At 44.4% G+C, this 18,725-nt stretch carries 20 protein-coding genes; 13 read left to right on the top strand and 7 right to left on the bottom strand.

Annotated elements, in window-relative coordinates; translation table 11 throughout:
• Window positions 1-12: 12 nt before the first annotated feature.
• Window positions 13-1,395 carry a cysteine--tRNA ligase gene (gene cysS, locus ACHUFZ_RS11240; protein WP_394127237.1) on the bottom strand — a complete coding sequence of 461 codons (1,383 nt, stop codon included), beginning with the start codon at window positions 1,393-1,395 and terminating at the stop codon, window positions 13-15.
• 202 nt (window positions 1,396-1,597) lie between these two features.
• On the opposite strand from cysS, the gene ACHUFZ_RS11235 reads away from it, so the two are divergent.
• From ACHUFZ_RS11235 to ACHUFZ_RS11220, 4 genes are all read left to right on the top strand, one after another.
• Window positions 1,598-2,092 carry a peptidylprolyl isomerase gene (locus ACHUFZ_RS11235; RefSeq protein WP_053438470.1) on the top strand — a complete coding sequence of 165 codons (495 nt, stop codon included), beginning with the start codon at window positions 1,598-1,600 and terminating at the stop codon, window positions 2,090-2,092.
• Between the two features lie 48 nt (window positions 2,093-2,140).
• Window positions 2,141-2,869 carry a UDP-2,3-diacylglucosamine diphosphatase gene (gene lpxH / locus ACHUFZ_RS11230; protein WP_394127236.1) on the top strand — a complete coding sequence of 243 codons (729 nt, stop codon included), beginning with the start codon at window positions 2,141-2,143 and terminating at the stop codon, window positions 2,867-2,869.
• A gap of 79 nt (window positions 2,870-2,948) precedes the next feature.
• Complete coding sequence (locus tag ACHUFZ_RS11225) at window positions 2,949-4,166, top strand: EAL and HDOD domain-containing protein (protein ID WP_394127235.1); 1,218 nt, start codon at window positions 2,949-2,951, stop codon at window positions 4,164-4,166.
• 10 nt (window positions 4,167-4,176) lie between these two features.
• Window positions 4,177-4,674 (top strand): YchJ family protein, encoded by a 498-nt coding sequence (locus tag ACHUFZ_RS11220; RefSeq protein WP_394127234.1) that lies wholly within the window; start codon window positions 4,177-4,179, stop codon window positions 4,672-4,674.
• Between the two features lie 33 nt (window positions 4,675-4,707).
• On the opposite strand, the gene ACHUFZ_RS11215 is transcribed toward ACHUFZ_RS11220, so the two are convergent.
• On the bottom strand, window positions 4,708-4,992 hold the full coding sequence (locus ACHUFZ_RS11215; RefSeq protein WP_394127233.1) for a YeaC family protein: 285 nt from the start codon (window positions 4,990-4,992) through the stop codon (window positions 4,708-4,710).
• 106 nt (window positions 4,993-5,098) lie between these two features.
• On the opposite strand from ACHUFZ_RS11215, the gene ACHUFZ_RS11210 reads away from it, so the two are divergent.
• Window positions 5,099-5,917, top strand: a complete 819-nt coding sequence (locus ACHUFZ_RS11210) for a DUF2989 domain-containing protein (protein ID WP_394127232.1) — start codon at window positions 5,099-5,101, stop codon at window positions 5,915-5,917.
• Window positions 5,918-5,956: 39 nt separating this feature from the next.
• Here ACHUFZ_RS11210 and msrB read toward each other — a convergent pair whose 3' ends face one another.
• Complete coding sequence (gene msrB, locus ACHUFZ_RS11205) at window positions 5,957-6,376, bottom strand: peptide-methionine (R)-S-oxide reductase MsrB (protein WP_394127231.1); 420 nt, start codon at window positions 6,374-6,376, stop codon at window positions 5,957-5,959.
• A 336-nt stretch (window positions 6,377-6,712) separates the two neighbouring features.
• On the opposite strand from msrB, the gene gap reads away from it, so the two are divergent.
• The 8 genes from gap (at window position 6,713) to ACHUFZ_RS11165 (ending at window position 14,254) form a co-directional block, all read left to right on the top strand.
• A complete protein-coding gene (gene gap, locus ACHUFZ_RS11200; protein WP_049846785.1) occupies window positions 6,713-7,708 on the top strand; it encodes a type I glyceraldehyde-3-phosphate dehydrogenase in 996 nt (331 codons plus the stop codon).
• Window positions 7,709-7,880: 172 nt separating this feature from the next.
• Entirely contained in the window at window positions 7,881-8,765 is an 885-nt protein-coding gene (locus ACHUFZ_RS11195) for a D-hexose-6-phosphate mutarotase (RefSeq protein WP_394127230.1), read from the top strand.
• 115 nt (window positions 8,766-8,880) lie between these two features.
• Window positions 8,881-9,702: a 23S rRNA (guanine(745)-N(1))-methyltransferase gene (rlmA, locus tag ACHUFZ_RS11190; protein ID WP_394127229.1), complete on the top strand. Its 822-nt coding sequence runs from the start codon at window positions 8,881-8,883 to the stop codon at window positions 9,700-9,702.
• 77 nt (window positions 9,703-9,779) lie between these two features.
• On the top strand, window positions 9,780-10,721 hold the full coding sequence (locus ACHUFZ_RS11185) for a ChaN family lipoprotein (RefSeq protein WP_394127228.1): 942 nt from the start codon (window positions 9,780-9,782) through the stop codon (window positions 10,719-10,721).
• 196 nt (window positions 10,722-10,917) lie between these two features.
• Window positions 10,918-11,274 (top strand): hypothetical protein, encoded by a 357-nt coding sequence (locus ACHUFZ_RS11180; RefSeq protein ID WP_394127227.1) that lies wholly within the window; start codon window positions 10,918-10,920, stop codon window positions 11,272-11,274.
• Window positions 11,275-11,399: 125 nt separating this feature from the next.
• The gene (locus ACHUFZ_RS11175; protein WP_394127226.1) at window positions 11,400-13,292 is read left to right on the top strand and encodes a BCCT family transporter; all 1,893 of its coding nucleotides are present in this window, start codon (window positions 11,400-11,402) and stop codon (window positions 13,290-13,292) included.
• Between the two features lie 179 nt (window positions 13,293-13,471).
• A complete protein-coding gene (locus tag ACHUFZ_RS11170) occupies window positions 13,472-13,777 on the top strand; it encodes a ribbon-helix-helix domain-containing protein (RefSeq protein WP_394127225.1) in 306 nt (101 codons plus the stop codon).
• 81 nt (window positions 13,778-13,858) lie between these two features.
• Window positions 13,859-14,254 carry a VOC family protein gene (locus ACHUFZ_RS11165; RefSeq protein ID WP_394127224.1) on the top strand — a complete coding sequence of 132 codons (396 nt, stop codon included), beginning with the start codon at window positions 13,859-13,861 and terminating at the stop codon, window positions 14,252-14,254.
• 63 nt (window positions 14,255-14,317) lie between these two features.
• Here ACHUFZ_RS11165 and ACHUFZ_RS11160 read toward each other — a convergent pair whose 3' ends face one another.
• The 4 genes from ACHUFZ_RS11160 to ACHUFZ_RS11145 form a co-directional block, all read right to left on the bottom strand.
• Window positions 14,318-15,997 carry a mechanosensitive ion channel family protein gene (locus tag ACHUFZ_RS11160; protein WP_394127223.1) on the bottom strand — a complete coding sequence of 560 codons (1,680 nt, stop codon included), beginning with the start codon at window positions 15,995-15,997 and terminating at the stop codon, window positions 14,318-14,320.
• A 162-nt stretch (window positions 15,998-16,159) separates the two neighbouring features.
• Window positions 16,160-16,678 (bottom strand): glycine zipper 2TM domain-containing protein, encoded by a 519-nt coding sequence (locus ACHUFZ_RS11155; protein ID WP_394127222.1) that lies wholly within the window; start codon window positions 16,676-16,678, stop codon window positions 16,160-16,162.
• Between the two features lie 219 nt (window positions 16,679-16,897).
• Complete coding sequence (locus ACHUFZ_RS11150) at window positions 16,898-17,335, bottom strand: YcgN family cysteine cluster protein (RefSeq protein WP_394127221.1); 438 nt, start codon at window positions 17,333-17,335, stop codon at window positions 16,898-16,900.
• A gap of 113 nt (window positions 17,336-17,448) precedes the next feature.
• A complete protein-coding gene (locus ACHUFZ_RS11145) occupies window positions 17,449-18,708 on the bottom strand; it encodes a type VI secretion system ImpA family N-terminal domain-containing protein (RefSeq protein ID WP_394127220.1) in 1,260 nt (419 codons plus the stop codon).
• Window positions 18,709-18,725: the final 17 nt, after the last annotated feature.

Genomic DNA, 18,725 nt, shown 5'->3' with positions numbered 1-18,725 from the left:
TTAGCTTAACGCTTACTTACGACGCCACGTTGTGCCTTCTGGGCCATCTTCTAGTACGATACCCATTTCAGTCAGCTTATCACGTGCCATATCTGCATTTGCCCAATCCTTCGATGCACGGCTATCGTTACGCAGTTTGATAAGTGCTTCGATTTCAGCCACTTCATCATCGTTGCCTGCATCACCTTTTAGGAACGCTTCTGGGTCTTGGTGCAGAATACCAATCACATCAGCTAACTGACGCATTGTTACACCTAGGCTGCTTGCTGCTGCAACGTCTTCCGCTTTTAGACGGTTGATTTCACGAGCCATATCAAATAGCACTGAGTAAGCCTCAGGTGTATTGAAATCATCGTTCATCGCATCATTAAAGCGCGCTACGTACTCTTCACCACCAGCTACAGCGACCGTTAAATCTAAACCTCGTAATGACGTGTATAGACGCTCAAGAGCAGAGCGAGCTTGGTTTAGGTTATCTTCGCTGTAGTTCAGTTGACTACGGTAGTGACCAGACATTAGGAAGTAACGCACTGTTTCAGCATCGTAATGACCTAGAACGTCACGGATAGTGAAGAAGTTGCCTAGAGATTTAGACATTTTCTCGCGGTCAACCATTACCATGCCGCTGTGCATCCAAGTATTTACGTACTGAGTGCCATGTGCACAGCATGATTGTGCGATTTCGTTCTCGTGATGCGGGAACTGAAGATCCGAGCCACCACCGTGAATATCGAAGTGGTTACCTAGAATTGATGAGTTCATTGCAGAACACTCAATGTGCCAACCCGGACGACCTGGGCCCCATGGCGATTCCCACGTAGGTTCACCTGGCTTAGACATTTTCCAAAGTACAAAGTCTAGTGAGCTGCGTTTTGCACTTTCAATCTCAACGCGCGCACCCGCTTGAAGTTGTTCTAGATCTTGACCAGAAAGCTTGCCGTACTCATCATACTTAGCAATTTCAAACATCACGTCACCGTTGTCCGCAACGTAGGCAAAACCGCGTTCGATCAGCGTTTCAACTAGCTCAATGATCTCTTTAATGTATTCAGTCGCACGAGGTTCTACATCAGGGCGCTTCATGTTTAGCGCATCAAAGTCTGCATGCATTTCGCCAATCAAGCGCTCTGTTAGTGAGTCGCACGATTCACCATTTTCGTTCGCACGTTTGATGATCTTGTCATCGATGTCTGTAATATTGCGAACAAACGTTAGGTCATAGCCTAGGTAACGCAGGTAACGAGAGACCACATCGAAAGAGACGAAGGTACGACCGTGACCAATATGACAGAGATCATAGATGGTTACCCCACAGACATACATACCGATCTTTCCGGCAGTGATTGGTTTGAATTCCTCTTTCTGTCTTGTGAGTGTGTTATATATCTTTAACATGATCTCTATCTAATAATTGGGTGAAATAAAATAGTGCATCAGTATACCAACTCACGCCCAGTTTCGTAATCCCTCAAACGCTCAAAAAGGCATCAATAGCACCTATACTCAGGTCTCAACCCTAACTTTTCACGTATTAATGTCTGAAAAGTTACGATAGAATCTTGGGCTCAAGTCAAAAACCTATGTAAAGGACAAAATCATGATCACCCTTCACACAAATTTTGGTGACATCAAAATTCAACTAAATGATGAAAAAGCGCCAGAAACAAGTGCAAACTTCCTACAGTACTGCCGTGATGGTTTCTACGACAACACACTATTCCACCGTGTTATCGATGGTTTCATGATTCAAGGTGGCGGCATGGAGTCTGGCCTTCGTGAAAAGCCAACTCGCGCACCGATCAAAAACGAAGCAAACAATGGTCTGAGCAACAAAGTAGGTACACTTGCTATGGCTCGTACTATGGAGCCGCATTCAGCAAGCTCTCAGTTCTTCATCAACGTAAACAACAACACATTCCTAGACTTCCGTAGCGAAAGCCTAGATGGTTGGGGTTACTGTGTATTCGGTGAAGTAATCGAAGGTATGGACATCGTTGAAAAGATCAAAGGCGTGAGCACTGGTTCTTACGGCATGCACCAAGATGTACCACTAGAAGACGTACTAATTACAGGTACAACAATCGAAGAATAATCTTGGATTTAGAGAGCGCATCGTGATGCGCTCTCTTGCTAAATAACTATGACCACACTATTTATCTCTGATCTACACCTCTCCCCCGCCACACCAGACATCAATCAATGCTTTGTCCGTTTCATGCGAGAAGAAGCCATTCATGCTGAGGCGCTTTATGTATTAGGCGACCTTTTTGAGTTTTGGGTCGGTGATGATGATCGATCTGACTTTGCCACTCTCATCAGAAATGAATTTAAGGCTCTGACCGCCCTTGGTATCCCTTGCTATTTCACCCAAGGTAATCGGGACTTTCTGGTTGGCAAACGCTTCGCTAAGCAGACAGGTGTGACCCTTCTTGGGGATGAAACTGTCATCGACTTATATGGCAAGCAAGCGATCATTTTGCATGGCGACACTCTTTGTACTGAAGACGTAAAGTATTTGGAATACCGAGCTAAAGTTCATCAACCATGGCTTCAATGGGTATTTAACCGCATCCCAATGTTCATCAAAAAGAAGATCGTCAGCAAAGTCCAGACCGACATTAAGACAGACAAGCAGACAAAATCACTTGAGATTATGGACGTCACTCAGGACGAAGTAGAACGCGTCATGGGCGAGCATAATGTCGATCTCATGATCCACGGCCACACCCATAGACCAAACATTCATCGATTTGATAAAGATGGAAACAACTGTACTAGAATAGTGTTAGGCGACTGGTATACACAGGGTTCAGTACTGGTGTACGATAAAGATTCTTTCGAGTTACAACAACGACCATTTGGTCAATAAAACTTCGCCTTAAGCCAGTTATAGCTGCCCTTAGGTCAGCTGATATTCGAATAATATTACTCGGAGCGCGGTATATACCTTGAAATACTCTTATATTGCTAGGCAACCTATTCTAGACAAAGATAAACACACGCTTGGCTATGAGCTACTGTTTAGAGATGGGCCACAAAATACGTTTCCAGAAATCGACCCTGAACACGCAACTAGCCGTTTACTGTCCGATCATTTTCTCTCAACGCATTATGAGACACTTGGAGACAAACTTGGCTTTGTTAACTTTCCTTACCAAAGCTTAATTAACAAGGTCCCAACTCTTTTCCCGTCGGACAATCTTGTCGTTGAAATTTTAGAAGACTGCCCTCCTACAGAAGAGTTACTTGCGGTCGTAAAAGAAATGTCGCAGTTAGGCTACAAAATTGCCTTAGACGACTTTATTCCGAGTAAAGAGTGGCGAGCCTTCTTACCTTATGTATCAATCATTAAGTTTGATATCCGCCAAGTGCCGATTGAAAAAGCGCGTATGTTTATGTTGCGCCTTAGTGGTTCAAAGATTGAATTCTTAGCCGAAAAAGTTGAAACCTACGAAGAATTCGAACAAGCCAAAACAGCCGGTTTTGATTATTTTCAAGGGTATTTCTTTAGTAAACCCGAAATGATTTCTAGAAAGTCGCTAGAACCAGCCTTTATGACAGTAGTGCAGCTTCTAACCGAGATTTCAAAAGAGAACATCAATTACAGCGCAATCGAATCGTTGATCAGTAAAGATCTGACCATGTCATATAAGCTACTGACATTCGTCAATTCCTCTTCAATTGTGAAAACACGTATTCAATCGTTCAAGCAAGCATTGGTATATTTGGGTGAAGATAAACTTCGCAAATTTATCTCGTTAGTCGCTCTGGCCTCAACGCAAGACAGTAAACCCGATTACCTCTATGGGCTCTCCATCCAACGCGCAAGATATTGTGAACTGATTGGCTCACGTTTGAATCACAAGCTAGAGTCAGGACAGGCATTTCTAACTGGTATGTTTTCGTTACTCGATAGCTTGTTAGACAGACCGTTAGAACAGATTCTCGATGAGATTTCCGTCGATGAATCGATCAAACTCGCGATCACCCAAAATGAAGGTGTACTTGGTGACATCCTTATTTTGACCAAAGCATATGAGAAAGCTGAATGGGACAAAGTACAGCAACGCTGTCAGGCTATTGGTTTAGATCAAAACGCCTTAAGTGAATGCTACGACGCGTCGGTCAAATGGACTGCTGACTTACTTTCTGTGAAAACAAATTAATGGAGTGGTTATGACCTCTTGTCCATGTGGAAACGCGTTGGAATACAGCCAGTGCTGTGAACCAATACATAATGACCATGCACTCGCTACAACTCCGGAAAAGTTGATGCGTTCTCGCTACAGTGCCCATGTGCAAGGCCTAGTCGACTATGTAGTTAACACCTATCACCCAAGCTGCCATGCCCAAGATCAACGAGAAGGCATTGCAGAATCCATAGAGAGTGACTGGCGTAGATTAGAAGTGATCAGCACGGCTAATGGCGCGAATGAGAATGAAGGCTTCGTTACTTTTAAAGCTTTCTTTCAAGAAGGCGGAAATGAATATTGCTTAGAAGAGTGTTCTCGCTTTGTTCGCGAGAATGACTTGTGGTACTACATTGACGGAACATTTCCGAATCAAGAAGTTGAAGATCCTAGGTTAAACCAATCGATACAAAACCTCAAAGTAGGACGTAATGATCCTTGTATTTGCGGCAGCGGTAAGAAATTCAAAAAGTGCTGCGGCTAATGACGAAAAAGGCAGGTTCAACCTGCCTTTTTACTATTCTTTGTTTGGGTTGACTCGCACAATGTCATCTTGCCCCTGCTGAAATTGCTTTTTCAGCTCAGCTTTAGACTTAAAGCTAATTTCCCCACCCTGTGCAACTGTCATATGTTGCGCTTCTGAATTATGCTTAGATTGATACAACATCACAGCTTGCATACAAGAATCTCGCTGCTCTTGTGAAAGTAGAGTACCCTCAGGCCACTTTCCTGTTTCTACAGCAAATAGTAGACGCTCATAAGCCTCTGGTGTGATGGCATTGATTAACTGCTCTGCGTCCATGGAAAATCCTAATTCGTCAAAAAAGATAGACGAACATTAACTGGCTAGCAGGCTGAGTCAAGATAACAGCAATAATTAAGTGTAACGGATCACAAGCAACGACACTATGAAATCACTAAAAGTACTCACACTGATAAGTGTAAGCTTTGGCCTTGTTGGCTGTTTTGAAAGTAACAAGAATACTGAGCAGCTATGTAGCTCCAACCCATCACTACAATGTGAGCGGCTCAACATGGGCGATGGCCAATGCCGGATACCTAGAACAGATTTAATATGGCACCGCTTCGAAGTACTCAAAAACCCTACTGATGACAATAAGATCAAAGAGTACCTTCACCTTGCCGAGTATAAAAAGTGTTTAGAACTTGCCTCGCAAATACAGCCGATTGATCAATCAGGTTTAAAACAGCGTCGATTTGATGCTTTGGTAAACGCGTCGGATGACTTGGAGTCGATCGTCATAGCACTCGAGAAATCGAATTCCCCTCAAGCTTATTACTTTTTGTGGAGTCAGACCGGCAGTGACCAAGCAAGACGTAGCTTTTTACAGTTAGAAGGCTCGCCTGCTTTGGAAACCGCTGAAATGCAGTATGCACTCGCGACTTTCTATACCAGTCGAGATCAAAACAAAACCCGTACTTTATTACTGCGTGCGTTAGAGTTAACTAATCGCAATACAATTAATACCGAAGTATTTAAGTCGCTGGCCAGTACAACTTATCGACTGGATACCAAAAAAGAAGCCTACATCTGGACCATGGTTGCACAAAGGTACGAGGTACCTATCGCGTCAACCAGCGAACTGCAACTGCTTTACGGATTCGACAAAAGTACCTATCAACAGTTAGACGATATTGCTGAGCAGTTAGAAGATGCCATTAATAGTGGCACCTTCAACGCCAACATGGTGCCAAAATTCAAATAGTGACTTGAATGTTGTAAGGATGAAACAAACAGCGGTGGTTTATTCACCGCTTTTTTGTGAATTGTTGAAAATTAACGACACGGAATTAACACAGAACCTTTCACCAGTTGTTTTCGGTCCATCAGGAAAAACGTGACCTAAATGACTATCACAGGCTGCACATCTGATCTCTGTTCGAGTCATTCCGTGACTAAGATCTTCTAAATAACGAATAGCCCCATCGTTAATAGGGGCATCGAAACTTGGCCAACCACAACCTGAGTCATACTTGTTATCAGATATAAATAGGGGGGTTTTACAGCATGTACAGGCATAGATACCTGTCGCTTTATTATGCAGAAGTTTGCCACTAAACGGGGCTTCAGTCCCTTGTTCCCTGCAGACTCGATACTCTTCATCAGATAAGGCCTCACGCCAGTGTTCATCAGGCTTCACGACCTTCTCTACCTTCTGTTTCACAACACTATTTCTCCGTATTCTCATTTTTTATTATGACTTTTTTCGCGAAAAACTTGCGAACGACAACCTTTGTAGCACATACTTTGACACCATAACAGGATGGTTAAACTTTCAGCACAGCTGTCAGCGTCGTCCACTATTTTACGTCAACTGGTTAGGGAAAAAACCAGTAATCCGTTCAAAAGATGACCATTTGCGACTAATTGTGAAAAAAAGCGACGCTTTTTTTTGACTTTAAACAAGTTAAGTCCGATTATCAGTTGCAGATTTTGACTGGATTCTGTAATTTTACTACCAGTTATCTTTAATCAGAAATTAAGTTGTGGAGCAACTATAATGACTATCAAAGTAGGTATTAACGGTTTTGGCCGTATCGGCCGTTTCGTTTTCCGTGCAGCGCAAGAGCGTAACGACATCGAAGTAGTAGGTATTAACGACCTAATCGACGTAGAGTACATGGCATACATGCTTAAGTACGATTCAACTCACGGCCGTTTCAACGGTACTGTTGAAGTTGAAGGTGGTAACCTAATCGTTAACGGTAAGACTGTACGTGTTACTGCAGAGCGTAACCCAGAAGATCTAAAATGGGATGCTATCGACGTTGACGTTGTAGCTGAAGCAACTGGTCTTTTCCTAACAGACGAGACTGCACGTAAGCACATCACTGCTGGTGCTAAGAAAGTTGTTCTTACTGGTCCTTCTAAAGACGCAACTCCAATGTTCGTTATGGGCGTAAACGATTCAACTTACGCTGGTCAAGACATCGTTTCTAACGCTTCTTGTACTACTAACTGTCTAGCGCCTGTAGCTAAAGTTCTTAACGACAAGTTCGGTATCGAATCTGGTCTTATGACTACAGTTCACGCTACTACAGCAACTCAAAAAACTGTAGACGGTCCTTCAGCTAAAGACTGGCGCGGTGGTCGTGGTGCTTCTCAGAACATCATCCCATCTTCAACTGGTGCTGCTAAAGCGGTAGGCGTTGTTCTTCCAGAACTAAACGGCCTTCTAACTGGTATGGCTTTCCGCGTACCAACTGCTAACGTTTCTGTAGTTGACCTAACTGTTAACCTAAAAGAAGCTGCATCTTACGAAGCAATCTGTGCTGCAATGAAAGAAGCTTCTGAAGGCGAACTAAAAGGCGTTCTAGGTTACACTGAAGATCAAGTTGTATCTCAAGACTTCATCGGCGAAGTTCAAACTTCAGTATTTGACGCTAAAGCTGGTGTTGCTCTAACTGACAAATTCGTTAAAGTTGTATCTTGGTACGATAACGAAATCGGTTACTCAAACAAAGTTCTAGACCTAATCGCACACATCTCTAAGTAATTCTTTAAATAGTAGTTACTTTAAGATAAGCGTTTAGCGCAGAATCTTGTAAAAGGCGACTCTCGAGTCGCCTTTTTAGTATCTGCCATATTTGAATCTCGAAATCATATTCTTTGGTTCGCTTGTGTCGAGTGAATATAGGAATGTCATTTCTCTTACTGAGGACAACTAAATGAATTTAGAGCAATTACCTGCATTGACTGTACTGTCTGATAACGTAACTATCGTCGAGATAGACGATGTAAAGATCGTACGCGTTATTCACGAGAAGGCTTCAGCTGGTATCTGTCTACACGGAGGTCATGTAGTCTCTTTCCAACCGAAAGGCCAACCTGACCTAATTTGGATGAGTGAACAAGCGATCTTTGACGGCAAAGCTGCGCTGCGAGGTGGTATTCCAGTTTGCTGGCCGTGGTTTGGTCGTATTGCTGCACCTGCACATGGCTTTGCACGCAATAGCGAGTGGACACTGCTTGAACATCGTGAGAATGAAAGCGGTGTAATCGTTGAGCTTGGTCTATTGCCGTCCGAATCAACACTTGCCGTTTGGCCTTACCAGTTCCAAGCGCACCTATTGGTTGAAGTTGGTGATGAGCTAAAAGTTACGCTAGATGTGACCAATACGGATACTCAAGCTTGGACATTCTCTGGCGCGCTGCACACATACCTAACTGTGGGTGATATCGAGCAAGCGACAACGATAGGAATGGGCCCTGAATACATCGATAGCCTAAAAGGCGGTGAGATTTGCCAAGGTGGTGAAACTCTGCAGCTAACCGATACGATTGATCGCGTTTACACTCAACCTAGTGCACAAATCACCGTTCAAGATCCGATCCTAAACCGTTCGTTAGTTGTTGAGAATCAAGGCCATAACTCTGCAGTGCTATGGAACCCATGGGCAGAAGGTGCACAAGGTATGGGCGATATGCAAGATGACGGTTACAAAACCTTCCTCTGTGTAGAATCGACTCTACATGCCCCGTCTATTGAACAAGGTAAAACGCTACAGCCGGGTGAAAGCCACCAGCTTGTCACCACACTATCTTCTAAGTAAGTAACGAACATATCTCTGGCCCTAGTTTCGACTAGGGCTAGCCGAAACAATTCCTTTTTCCGCATAGCAGTTCCTGCTAGACTCTGCGCTCTCAAATATCGAATCTGAGCTATTTATGTCTTACACCTGCCCTCTTTGTCACCAATCACTCTCATTAACCGAGCGTACCTATCGCTGTGAAAACAACCATGCCTTTGACCTAGCGAAAGAAGGCTACATCAACTTGATGCCGGTTCAACACAAGCGTTCAAAAGATCCAGGTGATAATAAAGAGATGATGCAGGCACGTCGACGATTCCTCGAAAAAGATCACTACCAACCACTTAAAAAGTACGTGGCAGAACTTTGTGGGCAGTTGTTAGTCGATACCAAGCATAGATTATTAGATATCGGTTGTGGCGAAGGTTACTACACCACAGAAGTTGCCTCTCATTTAGCCCAACAGTCTGACAATGCCACTGTGTATGGCTTAGATATTTCTAAGGTTGCGATTCGCTACGCCGCTAAGCGCTACTTAAACTGCGCATTCAGTGTAGCATCTAGTCACCGCCTACCCTTTGAACCTTGCAGCCTAGACGCAGTGTTGAGAATTTATGCACCGTGTAAAGCACAGGAGCTACAGCGAGTTGTTGCTGACGATGGTGTGATTGTGACCGTCACTCCTGCCGGACGCCACCTCTACCAATTGCGCGATGAAATCTACCCAGATGTTCGTTTACACAGTGAAGAGGCGGAATGCATCGAAGGGTTTGAACTCGAAAGCCAAGAAAAGCTCAGCTACGTGATGCAGCTTACCGATGGTGATGCCTACGATCTCCTGCAGATGACACCCTTTGCCTGGAAAGCGTCAGATGAGCTAAGAGAAAAACTCAAATCCGCTACACTCTATGAGTGTGAGGCCGATTTTATGATCCGAGTTTATCGTAAAACAAACTAATAGATAACAATTCTCATTTCTATTGAGTTATTATAGCGCCTCCATTATTATTGCTACGATCATTAATGGAGGTTTCTATGCTGCGGCTTTTTGCCATATTTTTTAGTAAATTAGCACTGTCTGCCTGCTCTGTAGTCTCGACAAGTCCTACTGATGCCACTGTCCGTAATTTCTACGACTATCAACTCTATTCACCAGCCAAGCAGCCTATTTCTCTGCAAGCATTACCTGATGAAATTCTCGATGCCGATGTCATACTCGTTGGTGAATGGCATACACACTCTGCTATACATCGGTTCCAAACAGAGCTGTTAGAACAATTGGCTCAGCAGAATGACGTTGCACTATCGATGGAGCAATTCTCTCGAGATAAACAAGCCACTGTCGACAGCTATCTAGCGGGAGAAATCGGCGAGCAAACCCTGATCAAGAACGGCAATGCTTGGCCTAATTACGAAAGTGACTACCGCCCTCTCGTCGAGCTCACTAAAAAGCATAAGCTCGACATCATTGCCGCCAACGCTCCTAAACCGATTGTTCGCTGTATCGGCCGACAAGGGATAGGCTATTTGGACAAGTTGGATAGTCAGCAGAGAGCCTTGCTAGCCAATGAAATAGATACCTCAGCGAGTCCTTATAAAGATAAGTTTATGGCATCCATGCACCACGGCGAGCCAGAGCAAACTGAAAAACAATTTGCCGCTCAAATCACCTGGGATGAGACCATGGCAGAAAGCATTACTCATTACCTAGATACGCACCCATCGACTCAAGTACTGCACATTGCGGGCAAATTTCACACTGAACAGGGATTGGGAACGAAAGCGTCGATTCTAAAGCGCAACCCCAATCTCAATGTCGTCGTCATATCTCCATACTCAGATCTTACCGAGGAAAACAATGGCCAAGACTTTATACTCAACGTGTTAGCACCTCCTACTCGTTATGTAAAAATGGAGAATCGAATGGCGGCCTATCAGCACCTAACTAGCCGCAATAACACCTTAGAGTGTAAATAGGCACTTTGATTGCTAATGATCTCCTTACGGGCCCATTTCAATCCGGCATCTTGTAAGATAAATCGGATATAACCAACCCGCTATAAAATCGGCACACTTTATGCTTGTATTGTTTTTATACAAATTTTGCATATTTTGCACAAGTTTTTCACCAAGCAGTCGATAAAGTGTCTGAGGATAATGTAAGGAGATCATTATGACCCCAGTAGGAATGGAGCCAGCCAAGCTGTCCCCTACCCAGCAGGTAAAGCCTCAAGCTGCTGCCGCACCTCAAGAATCAGGACCGGCCCCGCTTAAAGTAGAGCAAAGTAAAGTGACCCTTTCAGAGGAAGGAAAGGCGCTTTTGGCCGCGCTACAACAAATTGAAAAAGATGGTAAAGCAACACCTGAAGACGGCAAAACCGTCGGTGATAAAGTTGAATCCTTTGCTCATGGCGCTCTAGGCATGGACCATCCAGACAAAATTGAAGAAGAAGATGATGGTTCGTACTCAGCGGGGCAATACCTTTCCGCTGCGGCAACCGTAGGTGGCATTCTACTCGCGTTGATATAAACGTTTATAAGGGCAATATCGCCTGAGCCATTAGCTTTTATTTTCCTCACGACAAATTACTCCGTTTGTCGTGTGAAGTCGCATCATTCCATAATCAAGGAACTCTTAATTATGGAAAGATCTTCGTGCGAAACACATTCTCCCTTATTGATAAACCTACCTTTTTTGGTGCCATCGCCCTGCTCTTAACCATTGTAATTCCACTTATTTTGTTCCCGCAACAGGGGGCTGATTGGATTGCAATTGCCAAAAGCTTTATGACCGATAAACTCGGTTTCCTTTATCTTGCGCTAGGCCTAGCTGCATTTTTCTTCATGATTTATGTCATCTTCAGTGACATGGGCCAAATTAAACTTGGCGATCCTGACGAAAAGCCTGAATTTGCAACCGCATCATGGGCAGCTATGCTGTTCTGTGGTGGTATCGGTGCGAGTATCTTGTACTGGGGTTGTATAGAGTGGGCCTACTACTACCAATCACCGCCATTCCAATTAGAGCCTGGCAGTGAAGAGGCAGTACGCTGGGCTGCGACCTATGGCTTGTTCCACTGGGGACCAATTGCATGGGCGATTTACCTTATTCCAGCCTTACCGATTGCCTACTTCTTCTATGTACGCAAGCAGCCTGTTCTAAAAGTATCAAGTGCGCTAATGCCAGTACTGGGCGAAGAACGTACTAAAGGTGCAGCAGGTAAAATCGTCGATATATTATTTATCTTTGGTTTACTTGGTGGCGCTGCAACCACACTAGGTCTTGCTGCACCACTGATCGGTGAAGGTCTAAACTTCCTATTCGGCATTCCCCAAACAACCTTAAGCCAAATTGCAGTTCTACTTGTATGTACAGCGATCTTTGCCTACTCGTCCTACGCAGGGATGGAAAAAGGCATCAAGGTGCTTAGCAACATCAACTTCTGGGGTGCAATGGGTCTATTAGCTTTTGTTCTCTTTGCCGGTCCAACCATCTTCATGCTCGAAACGGGTCTCGATTCAATCGGTCGTATGCTGTCAAACTTCTTCGTGATGGCAACATGGGCGGAACCATTTGGTGGCTACGGTACCTTTGAAAACACTCACTTCCCTCAAGACTGGACCATTTTCTACTGGGCTTGGTGGTTGGTGTTTGCGCCAAGTATGGGTCTGTTCGTTGCGCGTATCTCGCGCGGACGCACCATTAAGCAAATGGTCTCAGGTTCGATTTTCTTCGGTTCTTTAGGCTGTTTCTTGTTCTTTATGATCTTAGGTAACTACGGTCTGTCGTTACAGCTTTCAGGCGAACTCGATGTCGTGGGGATACTAAATACAGAAGGCGCAACAAAAGCGATTTTCTCGATGCTGAACGCCCTACCAATGGGCACAGCGGTCATCGCGGTGTTTACCATCCTATGTATTATCTTCACGGCAACCACTTTTGACTCGATTTCTTATATCCTTGCTTCTGTGGTTCAAAACGATGTCACAGAAGAGCCGATGCGTTGGAACCGACTATTCTGGGCATTCACGCTATCTTTTTTGCCAACGGTACTGATGTTCCTTGGCGGCTTAAGTACATTACAAACAGCGGCTATCGTCGGCGGTTTACCTCTGCTTGGAATCTCAGTGATGTTGATGATTTCTGCGGTTAGGGCAACAAGCCTAGACCTGCGCCATCAAGAGGACTACGTAGAACCAACCATCAACATCGAAGATCTGCCAGAAATGGATCCATGGTCTTCAGAAGGTATGGCGTTAGCGCGCTTTGAAAGAAGCCGTGACGCCGCTCAAGAAGCAGCAGAGCTGGAACGCGAAGCTTTAACCAAAGTGATTAGTGTCAAAAAACGTATTCGTGCCTTCGCACTTGAGCATTCAGGCGATGAAGAGTTCTCTGATCATCACCTACCGCAAGAGCTACAAACTGAGCTGCAAATCGCTCTTGATGAGGTAGCAAAAGCTCAAGAGCGCAAACAAGAAGCGTCAGAGCAGACCCAACTCGCGCGAGGAGAGTTTAACCAAGCGGTAACTAACGCAGCAACAGCCTAACCATTATTCTTCCTTCCTTAACTCAAAGCTCACCAATTGGTGAGCTTTTTTCGTCCATGTCTACAAGTCCTGTATCACCGCTATCGCTTTTTCGCTGAGTGGCCCCAAAGAAAATTCACCATTGACTCAACCGCAGCAGAAGATAAAAATGAGCACAGCAAAAACATAGGCAAACCAACATGTGCGAAATATTTTCTCATCAACCACAAGAAAACTATCAAACCATCGCCCGCTCGATCCGTATCGATGGTCATGCTACCAGTATCAAACTTGAAACCAGTTTTTGGCAAATCCTTGAGGAAATCGCCGCGCAGCAGCAGATGACCCTACCGCGCTTTATCAGCTCCATCTATAAAGAAGCGCTACTTCACAGCGGCGAAATCAGCAATTTCACGTCATTGCTACGCTGCGCTTGCTTACTCTATCTGCGTCAGCCAACGAACGTAATGAGCATCGTTAACGAACATCTGGCAAGCCAAGCATAAATTTTCCATGTCGTACTCTAGTACTACCTAATCTACTCCCTCTGCCTCTATCCTACCCTCATCAAAAGTTAAGGGGCCGTTATGACCAAACTCATCCACTCTATGGTAAGAGTCAGTGACCTTACCCAATCAATCGAATTTTATCGACAAGCGCTTGAACTAGAGATCAAAGATCAATTTATCTTTGATGGCTTTAGCTTAACCTACTTAGCAAATGCGCAAACCGGGTTCGAATTAGAGCTTACGCATAACCACAGCCAGACTGAGCCATACACCCATGGGAGCGGTTACGGACACTTGGCGGTGAGTGTAGAAGATATCGAGCGGGCACATAAGCGTATTGTCGAGTTAGGTATCGAAGCGTCTGATATTAAAGCCTTTGCGCACAACGGCGCTCATCTTGCGACCTTCTTTTTTATTACCGACCCTGACGGCTATAAGATTGAGTTTTTACAACGCCAAGGCCGATATCTATAAGGCTATCTGGTTATAGTGCTGAAATCAGTAGATGTAAAAAGAGCGCCAGACGGCGCTCTTTTTTTATTCTTGAATAAGATTGTTCTCTTTAACCATATGCAAATGAACATCTTGCTGTGGGAATGGAATTGAGATCCCCTCTCTATCAAAACGTAGTTTGACCTCTTTGGTGACATCCCAGTAAACGTCCCAGTAATCGTCTGTTTTTACCCACGGACGAACGATGAAATCTACTGATGAGGTATTCAAAGTGTGAACCTTAATGTTTGGCTCTGGCGTTTTCAGTACCGCCGGATGCTCATGTACAATATCGGTTAGAATCTTTTCCGCTTTAAGTAAGTCATCGGAATAGCCAATACCAAACACCATATCAACTCGACGCAGGCGTTCATGAGTCACGTTCTTGATCACATCCCCCCAGATCTTGCTATTTGGAATAATGATGATCTGGTTATCGAACGTCTTAATCGTGGTATTCACTAAGCTCATGTGGCTAACCTTACCATCCACGCCACCAGCAAAAACAAAGTCACCCACATCAAACGGTCGGTAGATCAGCAGCATCATACCCGCAGCAAAGTTAGACAGTGTATCTTGCAACGCAAAACCGATAATCACACCAGCAATACCGAAACCCGTTAACACTGGCGCCAGGTTAAGCCCGACTTGCGACAAGGCGACTAAAATACCGATCACCCAGACGATGTTGCCAGACATGCCAATAAAGAAGTCTTGCATCAACTGAGAGAGCTTAAGGTTTTTCGAGACAACGGTTTTGCTGACTACCTTACGCACTAACTTGGCTAATAGCTTAGTCACCAACAGTAGAAGTACAAAAATGAACAGCTGGAAGATGTACTGAGTCGCGTTATCTCCGAGCCAATCAAACGCATTCGTCGACCAGTGAGTCACAATAGAAAGAATGACTTTTCCTTCAAACAAATCTTGAGTAATGCTTCCCGTCACTTCGAACATCAAACGTTTGTATTCTGACGTATCAATATCAAGTTGATCTGCAATAGGGATAAGGGAAGAAAGACTTTCCACTGCGATGTTCATACGCTGCTTAACCACTAACTGGTGAAGCTGTAGGCTCGCCTTCTCCGACTCAGGGCTGACTGTTAGCTGCTTACCAACCACTTCAATCTGCTGGCTAAAATATTCGACCGAAGCCGACACCACGCGCAGGCGTTTCGCGACAACAGCACGAAACTGTGTTTTTGCCTCAGCGTCTTCCACACCTAATTGTTCTAGCCACTTTATGTTTTGCCAGTTCGACTGAATGACATTATCAAAGTAGTGTTGAAGCTCTTGATACTCATTGAGAAGAGATAGGCGCTCTTCATCTTTAGCGTCATCGATTTTAATGTTCAACGCTTTAATTTTTTCATCAAGATATAGCGTCGCACCTTTCGAATAGCTTTGTTGCATCTTGACCTGAGCGATCAATTGCTCTTTTGGCAGAGAGCCTTGTCTTACTGCATTTGCAAGAACCGTTCGTAACTCTTCATTTTTCTGAAACAACTTAAGCTGCAGCGCATCTTTCTCATCACCACTTGATGAAGCAAGGGTATCAGAGAGCTCTTTTAGGTCTGTGTTGATTTTGTTGAACGCAGTTTGGGTGCTCGATGTGCTAACGACAGACGCTTCTTGCGCAGCGATAGAAAACGGACTGAACAATACACTAAGCATTAAGGTGAAGCTGACATACCACCCAATGCTACGGTGAGACAATAAATTCATAATTACCTCAGAAAAGACAAATACAACTATTTGTTTATTATATGAATGAGCCTAGAGTTTACACCACTACGCCCTAACAATTGATATCGCTTCGTCAATATATGACACAAAAAAGCAGCCGATGAGATGGCTGCTTAAATCAAAATCGACCAAGTTCAGATTTTACTCTGGAAGGATAACCTTTCCATCAACAATTGGCAGAATGTTGCCTTGTGGCTTATTGGTCGTTTTCGCCGTTACCGCGGTACCACCTAAATCATAGGTCACGTTATAACCTACTGTCTTACTTGACGTGGTGTATTGCGTATTACATTGCCTTTGGGTCGTGGTAATCACATCATTCTTTTGCGCGTTATCCTGGATCTTTCGGCCAGTCATAGCACCTGCCACGGTGCCAACAGCCGTCGCGATAGTTTTACCTGACCCACCACCAACCTGATTCCCAAGTGCCGCACCTGCAGCCGCTCCACCTAATGTGCCTACCAATTTATTGTCATCTTTGATCTCAGCCTGCGTCGTCACAACCATATCTTTACAAACCTGATGCGGAGTTTGCACCTGCTCAGTAATTGGCTCTACAGAAGTCACCGTTGCATAAGTTGGCGCGGGAGCTTTGTCATCCTGACACGCACTAAGAAGAGCTGCCGTTGTAATGGCAAAGATTATAGATTTAATTTTCACTCGATTGTCCTAACGATAATACTAGCTGGCGAACATGCTAATCGTATCGAAGCGGCAAAGAATCAAGTTGAGTTAAGAGTTATGTCAGTAGTGAGTGAAGAGTGCCGCGAGGGCTAACGAGGGAAAGTGCATGAACGCAGCGAGGTTAAAAACTGGGTATGGCGATAAGGTGATTAAAAGCGGAGGCTTAAGCTAAGCCTCCACAAACACGCAATTACCCTAGTCTCGACCAGGATGATTCAAGATATGGTCTTCCCAATTTACCACTTCGATTTCGTACACCACTTTATTGCGAACGCTTTCGCCTGCGGCATGCATGGCTGATTTTGAACCGGTTATCAGTGGGTGCCACTCAGGTAAAGGTTGTTTCTCTGCCAATAGACGGTAAGCGCAGGTATGAGGTAACCAAGTAAAATCTTCGATATCGTCGCGCGTTAACTTAGTACACTCTTCATCGTAATTAAAACGATTCGGATAGTCTTTGCACGAACAAGTTTTACTATTGAGTAAGCTACATGCCACATTGGTGTAGTAAATTTCGTCGGTATCTTCATCCATGAGTTTGTGCAAACAGCATTTACCACAACCATCGCAAAGTGACTCCCACTCTTGCTCGGTCATCTGCTCTAAAGCTTTTTGCTGCCAGAAATGCGTCATATTCGCCAACCTCAAATATTCAAATACGTCACGAAAAAAGGAAAGCCGAATTTATATAGATCCTTTGACCAAAGTGCAAGCAATTCGGTCTAATGCAAAATAATCTTTCGCAATCAATTAACGAGACTTTGGCTTAATTGCGCTACTTTCCAACTGAGGTTGTTCAACCTGACGGTTAATTCTGCCAATTCAGTTTCTGCCTGTTGATACTCCTGTTCCTCAATTAAGCGTTCGATATAACCAACACGGGCATAAATTGGCGATAAGCTGATGGCGAGTTTTTCTAATGATTTGGCTGCTTGCGTCGCTTGAGACCACTGGCGATTTTTAACCATTAATGCAATATTCGCCATTTTGGTTCTCGCTTCATTGAAACGCTCGACAAATGAACCGACTTGCTCAAGAGCAACCTGCTGCTCTTGCTCGACAGTCTGAGCAATCGCTTCTACTCGCTGATCTTCAGCAAATAGCTGCGTCAGCACCTCAAGCTGACTCATAACCTCTAAATTGGGCTGCTCGACAGATGTTGCCAACTGCTCTTCAATTGCCTGTTGATAGAGTTCAACTATTTGTGATTGATACTTATGGCGATTCTCTGCGGAGGTTTGCGTCACGAACTCAGGCAAGGTTTCTCTGTTGAGCGTTGGCACTTCTTTAACCGCTTTATATTGCGGCTGATAGCTGGCCCAGATATTCGGTATATACCACCAGCCAGCCGACACAACGGAAATAGACAGCACACTTGAAACAAACAGCCCCCATCGATACTTTGTCTTAGCGACATAGCCACTCATTTGCTGTTCTGACTTTTCGACCCGTTTAACTGCGGTGTGGTATTGAGTTTCGATTTTATCGATATGCTCAAACAGAACAAAGCCCACACCTTCAAAGTTCACCTCATGCTCTGGCTGACTAGTCGCTAGCCAATGATGGGCTTTTTCGCATAAACGCTCACTACGGTATAGATCTCTCAATTGCTCATGCGTCAGCTTCATTCCTTTGAGTTCGGGTAAAGCCTTACCATTAACCCAATCAAGCAGCTCTTTCTGCATCTTGGCAAGCTTTGCGCTTGGCTCAGACTGTAGCGTCAGGCAGCGATTAATCAGCTCTAACCCGTTAGCGTAGCCTTTGACGCCTTCTAACTTGAGTTTGGCGATGGTCAAATAACAGCTCATCAGCAAATCAATGCCGAGATCAAAAGCAAGCTGCTCACAACCATCATGAACAACTTGCCAATTAGTGCCCCCTGATAACGGGTTGAAGCGACTGTTAATTTCATCTCTTACTTTTTGATAGGTATCGGTTGTTCTGATCTGTTCAGGCTCAGAAACAATGGTGTAGGTCTTTTGGTCGAGTATGACAATATGGGACATAACTACTTCGTCCTAAT

This window comes from Vibrio hepatarius (assembly GCF_043642085.1).
Classification (GTDB): Bacteria; Pseudomonadota; Gammaproteobacteria; order Enterobacterales; family Vibrionaceae; genus Vibrio; species Vibrio hepatarius_C.
The sequence above is the reverse complement of the archived record's forward strand: the minus strand, read 5'-3'. Positions and strand labels throughout refer to the sequence as shown.